General features: G+C 68.9%; 5 protein-coding genes. All 5 read right to left on the bottom strand.

Annotation, left to right across the window (positions count from 1 at the left end; all coding sequences use genetic code 11):
- Positions 1-1,452: MCE family protein (locus AC2VNT_RS10385; protein ID WP_486946773.1), on the bottom strand; the 1,452-nt coding region annotated here is incomplete at its 3' end.
- Positions 1,449-2,471 (bottom strand): MCE family protein, encoded by a 1,023-nt coding sequence (locus AC2VNT_RS10380; protein ID WP_486946772.1) that lies wholly within the window; start codon positions 2,469-2,471, stop codon positions 1,449-1,451. The genes AC2VNT_RS10385 and AC2VNT_RS10380, both read right to left, overlap by 4 nt.
- Complete coding sequence (locus AC2VNT_RS10375) at positions 2,468-3,682, bottom strand: MCE family protein (RefSeq protein WP_486946775.1); 1,215 nt, start codon at positions 3,680-3,682, stop codon at positions 2,468-2,470. The genes AC2VNT_RS10380 and AC2VNT_RS10375 overlap by 4 nt, the downstream gene beginning before the upstream one ends.
- 5 nt (positions 3,683-3,687) lie before the next feature.
- Positions 3,688-4,557 (bottom strand): ABC transporter permease, encoded by an 870-nt coding sequence (locus tag AC2VNT_RS10370; RefSeq protein ID WP_486946771.1) that lies wholly within the window; start codon positions 4,555-4,557, stop codon positions 3,688-3,690.
- Position 4,558: 1 nt separating this feature from the next.
- Positions 4,559-5,302, bottom strand: a complete 744-nt coding sequence (locus AC2VNT_RS10365) for an MlaE family ABC transporter permease (RefSeq protein ID WP_486946774.1) — start codon at positions 5,300-5,302, stop codon at positions 4,559-4,561.
- Positions 5,303-5,702 lie beyond the last annotated feature (400 nt).

The raw sequence follows: 5,702 nt of genomic DNA, 5'->3' as shown, positions 1-5,702 counted from the left end.
GCCGGGACCGGCGACCGGCCCGAGCGGCTCGGCGCGCGACCCGGGCGGTGCGTCCGGCGGCAGCGGCACCGGGCTGCCCGGCAGCGGCGGCGGCACCTGGCCCGGCAGGCCGCCCATCGGAATGCCCGGCGCCTCCGGCGCGGCGTCCGGGTTCGGCGGCGAGGTCAGCACGTTCGGCAGCTCCGGGTACGGGCCCTGCCCGCCGTGCGGCCCGAACGGCCCCACCTGCTGGTTGTCGCCGAGGCACGGCAGCGGGTTGCCCGGGGTCGGGAACCGGCCGGCGGCCGGCGCGTACGAGCACGGCGTGCCGGGCACCACCGCCGGGCCGGGGTGCTCGGGCGTGCCCTCCAGCAGCTGCGGCGCCGGTGGCGGCGCGCCGTTGGGGAACCGGGTCCCGTTGGGGTCGGGGTAGCGGAACTCCGGCAGGCCGGCGTTGCGCCAGAACTCCTCGGGGGAGAGACCGCGTTTCTTGAACGCGGCGTCCACCCAGGGCTGCAGAATCCACTGCGGGAACAGGTTCAGCGTCGAGACCTTGAAGTACGGCCCGGATGCGATCCCTTCGTTGAAGGCCAGGAAGGTCCGGGCCAAGCTGATCTGCGACTCGGCGATGTCGTCTTTGTGTTTGACCAGCATGTCGGTGATGTGGCCCGTCTCCTCGAAGACGTGACTCAGGTCCAGGTCGGGGTTGTCGGCGACCAGGCCGCGCACCTGCCGGCCGAAGTTGGCGATGTTGCCCAGCAGCGCCTGCATCGCCTGGCTGCGCTGGTTGAACGCGGCGAACAACGTCTGCCAGTTGCGGAACAGCCCGTCCAGCTCTTTGCTGCGGTTTCCCACCACGTCGGCGACCTTGGCGGTCTGGGCCAGCAGGTGGGTGATCTGCTCGTCGCGCTTGCCGATGGTGTCGGAGAACTTGGCGACACCGTCCAGCGCGGCGCTGAGCTGGGGATAGGTCTCGTTGATGGTCTGCGAGAGCACGTTGAGGGAGAGTTTGACCTCGTTGATGTCCCAGCCCGACGCGGCCCGGGTGACGTCGAAGAACGCGTCGTAGATCTGGTACGGCGTAGTGGACTGCCCGATCGGCAGCACGCCCTGCGGCGGCAGCCTCTCCGCGCCGCGCGGCTCGACCTCCAGGACTTTCTTGCCCAGCACGGTGTCGGTCTTCACCGCGATCCGGCTGTCGGTGCCGATCGGGTTGGCCCCGACCGAGAACTTCACCCGGACGTGGTCGCCCTCGATCTCCAGGTCCTCCACCCGGCCGACGTCCATCCCGGTGATCCGCACCTTGTCGCCGGTGCTGAGCCCGCCGGTGTCGGCGAGCTGCCCGAAGTAGCTCGGCACGGCGAACAGCATCGGCACCGACGTGAACGTCTGTCCCACCAGCGTCACCAGCGCCACCAGGATCACGCCCAGCAGCCCGATCCGGGCCCGGTTCGGCGGTTCTAGCGTCCTCATTGCGGGGTGCACCTCCCCGTCTGCTGGTCGTGGACGACCCGGATCTTGCGGACCGGCCCGCCGGGCTGCAGCCCGGGAAGCTTCAACGACAGGCTGCAGACGTAGAAGTTGAACCAGTCGCCGTAGACGCCGATCCGCCCGACGAGCTTGGCCACCTTCGGCAGCTTGGTCAGCAGGTCGTCCACGTCGTTGATCCGGTCTGGCGGCTCCGGGCCGGCGACCGGGAAGATCTTGTGCAGCGGGTCCCGGGTGTCGGCCAGGATGTCGGCCAGGTTCCCGGCGGCGTTGCCGAATTCGGCGGTCGACCACGCCAGCATCTCACCGTGCTTGTTCAGCCCGGCGAGCAGCTTCGCGAAGTTGTCCACCGTCTCGTCGAACTCTTTGCGGTGCTTGACGGTGACGTCCAGGATCGTGTTGAGGTTCGTGACCACCTCGCCGATCGCCTGGTCCCGCTCGGCGAGGTGCGCGGTGAGCTGGGCGGTCTGCTCCAGAATGTCGTTGATGGTGCCGCCCTGACCCTGGAACACCGTGACGATGGTGGTGGCGATCGCGTTGACCTTCTCCGGGTCCAGCGACCGGAACACCGGCTTGAACCCGCCGATCAGCGCGTCGAGGTCCAGCGCCGGCTGGGTACGGGAGTCCGGGATCAGCCCGCCGCGGGCCAGCACCTCGCTGCCGTCGCCGCGTTTGAGCTCCAGGTACCGGTTGCCGATCAGGTCGGAGTAGCGGATGTGCGCGGTGGTCGAAGTGTACAGCGGCAGCGAGCGGTCGACGTCGAAGTCGACCATCACCCGGCGGCCGCCGTCGACCAGCCGAAGCCGCTTGACCTTGCCCACCTCCACGCCGGAGGCGCGGACGAACTGACCCTGCCGTAGCCCGCTGGCGCTGGTGAACTCCGCGGTGTAGCGGGCCGTCCGGTCGAACCGCATCTGGCCGAAGACCACCACCAGGCCGACCGTGAAGGCCAGCAGCACCGAGGCGACGGCGGCGAGTTTGAGGGCGGTGCCTTTGATGTTCATGGGTTGATCGTGTAATCCCCGACTTGACGACCCCAGATGTATTCGATGGCCCAGGGTGAACCGATATCGAAGTGGTTGTACGGCGCTTGGCTGACGCCGGTGTCGGCGACCAGGTAGGGCGCCGGCCAGAAGTCGTGGGTGATCTCCTGCCAGCAGCCCGGGGCGCCGCCGGGGCCGCCGTGGGCGTTGATCCGCGGCAGGTTCTCCGGGTAGATGTACACGTTCTGCGGGGAGACCGCCTCGTTGGTGACGTTGAGCGAGTAGCCGTCGCCGCCGACGATCTCAAAGACCCTCGGCACGATGTTGGCGGTGTTGCGCAGCGTGCACGGCAGCTCCGGGTAGTAGGCGTCCAGCAGCGCGGTGGTCGGGACCAGGTCGGCGAACATCCGGTTCAGGTCCGGCCCCATGGTGTTGGTGGTCTCGGTCGCCAGCCGGCCGACGGGGGCGGTCTTGGCCCAGACGGCGGTCAGGTCCCGCTGCTGGTCGACGAGCGTCTTCAGGGTGACCACCGAGGTGTCGGCGAAGCCGATCAGATCCGGCGCCCCGGCGTAGTAGATGTCGCCGAGGGCGGCGAACTGCTGCAGGTCGCGGCGGAACGCCGGCATCCGTGCGTTGAAGTGGTCGAGGATCTCGTTGCCGTGGACGACCGACTCGCCGAGCTTGTCGCCCAGGCCGGTCAGCGCCTGCGCGGCGGCGTGCAGGGTCAGGTTCAGCTTCACCGGGTCGACGTTCGCGGACAGGTTGGTGATCGTCTCGAACAGGGTGTTGACCTCGGTGGTCACCGCCGTGGCGTCGATCACGTCCTTCTTCGGGTTGAACCGCTTCGTGTCCGGGTGCTCCGGTGAGCTCAGCGAGACGTACTTGTTGCCGAACAGCGTGGTCGCCACGATCTCGGCGTCGACGTTGGCCGGGAGCAGCTTGACGTACCTGGGCTTCACGTCGAGGGTGAACTTCGCCGCCGGCCTGCCGTTCCGCTCGGTCGGTTCGATGCTGGCCACCCGGCCGATCTGCACGCCGTTGTAGGTGACCGGGCCGCCGGGGTCCATCACCAGCCCGGCCCGGCCGGCCACCATGGTCAGCGGCGTCTTCGACGTGAACGCCCCACGGAACTGGCCGTACACCAGTGCGACGATCAGCGCCAGCACCGCCAGGGTCACCGCACCGGCCGCCTTGTACGGCGGGGTGTGCGACTTGTTCTGCCCGGTTGCCATCGCGCTCACATCGTCAGGTTGAAGTTGGGGTCGACGCCGTAGAGCGCCAACGCGGCGAACAGCACCACGGTGGGCACCGTGACCAGCGAGAGCCGCATCGACCGGCCGACCGCGGTGCCGACTCCGACCGGCCCGCCGCTGGCGGTGTAGCCGTAGTAGCAGTGGGTGACCATCACCACCACCGCGATCAGGATGGTCTCGGCGAACGACCAGAACACGTCGTCGGGGCGCAGGAAGGTGCGGAAATAGTGCTCGTAGGTGCCCGACGACTGCCCGAAGAACAACGTCGTGACGACCTGCGGCGAGGCGAACGCCATCAGCAGCGCCACCGCGTACAGCGGGATGATCACCACGAAGCCGGCCAGTACCCGGGTGGACGCCAGGAAGGAGATCGAATTGATCCCCATCACCTCCAGGGCGTCGATCTCCTCACTGATCCGCATGGCGCCGAGCTCGGCGGTGGCCCCGGCACCGACCGTCGCGGCCAGCGCGATGCCGGCGTTCACCGGGCCGACCACCCGCACGTTGACCAGCGCCGCGGCGAACCCGGTGTAAGTCTCCACCCCGATGTTGCCCAGCGAGGTGAAGCCCTGGATCGCGATCAGTGAGCCGCCGGCCAGCATCACGAAGCCGATGATCGCCACGGTGCCGCCGATGACGGCCATCGCACCGGTGCCCATCCCCAGCTCGGCGATGAGCCGCAGTGCCTCCCGGCGGTATCTGGTCAGCGCCCAGGGGATCTGCCGGATCGTGGTGAAGGAGAACCAGCCCATCCGCCCACTGGTGTCCAGTGACCGGCTGGCCGCTCCGAGGTAGCGGTGGTAGCTCCTGGTCAGCCCGGGGAAGCGGGCACGCAGCACCGCCGATGTCGCCATCTCAGCTCCCCGTCCCGAACTTGACGCCGATGGTGGTCAGGATGACGTTCACCGCGAACAGCGCGATCACACACAGCACCACGGTCTCGTTGACGGCGGTGCCCAGCCCCTTGGAGCCGCCGCGGACCGTCAGCCCCCGGTAGCAGCCGACCAGCCCGGCGATCATGCCGAACACGCAGGCTTTCACCGTCGAGATGACCACCTCGGGCAGGCCGGTGATCAGGGTCAGCGTGGACAGGTAGGCGCCGCCGGAGACGTTTTGCAGGTACACCCCGAACAGGAAGCCGCCGGCCAGGCCGATGACGATCACCAGGGCGTTGAGCAGCAGCGCGACGACGGTGGCGGCGATCACCCGGGGCACCACCAGCCGGTGGATCGGGTCGATGCCGAGCACCTCCATCGCGTCGATCTCCTCGCGGATGGTGCGGGCGCCCAGGTCGGCGCAGATCGCCGTCGACCCGGCACCGGCCACCACCAGCACGGTGACCAGCGGCCCCAGCTGGGTGACCGCGGCGATGCCGGCGCCGGCGCCGGAGATGTCGGCGGCGCCGAACTGGGCCAGCAGGATGTTCAGCGTGAAGACCAGCAGCACGGTCAGCGGGATCGCGACCGCGATGGTCGGCATGATCGCGACGCTCATGATGAACCAGCCCTGCTGGATGGTCTCGCGCCACTGCACCGGCCCCTGGAAGAGCGCCCGGGTGGCCAGGGCGCACATCTTGAAGAAGCCGCCGACCATCACCATCGGCGGCGTCAGCCGGTCGCGCAGGAAATCGGCCAATCGGGGCTGGGGGGCGGTCGCCGGCGCCTGCGCCGGGGCGGTCATCGGCACCTCCGCCGGGGCGGTCATCGACGTCTCCGCAACGCCCGGTGTGGGCCATGCAGCGGCAGCTGGTGTTGCATGCACCCTCCTCCTGCCGCCGCAGCCGTCTTGTCCGTGGCTGGTCTCACTACGCACCGGTAGTTGTGATGCCGAAGGGGACCATACATGATCGCCTCGCGGCAGCGCACCGGTTCCGGCGGTGTGGATTTCTTCCGTCACCCAACGGTAAACGGTGATTGCCGCTGATATGGAGACCATCTTGTCAAGAGGGCAGGGGGAAGCGGCGGCCGCAACCGTCGCCGCGGCCGCCGCTTCATTGACC

This window comes from Mycobacterium sp. TH-M15, from assembly GCF_057473705.1.
Note: the sequence above shows the minus strand (reverse complement) of the source record. Positions and strands in the feature narration are given on the sequence as shown.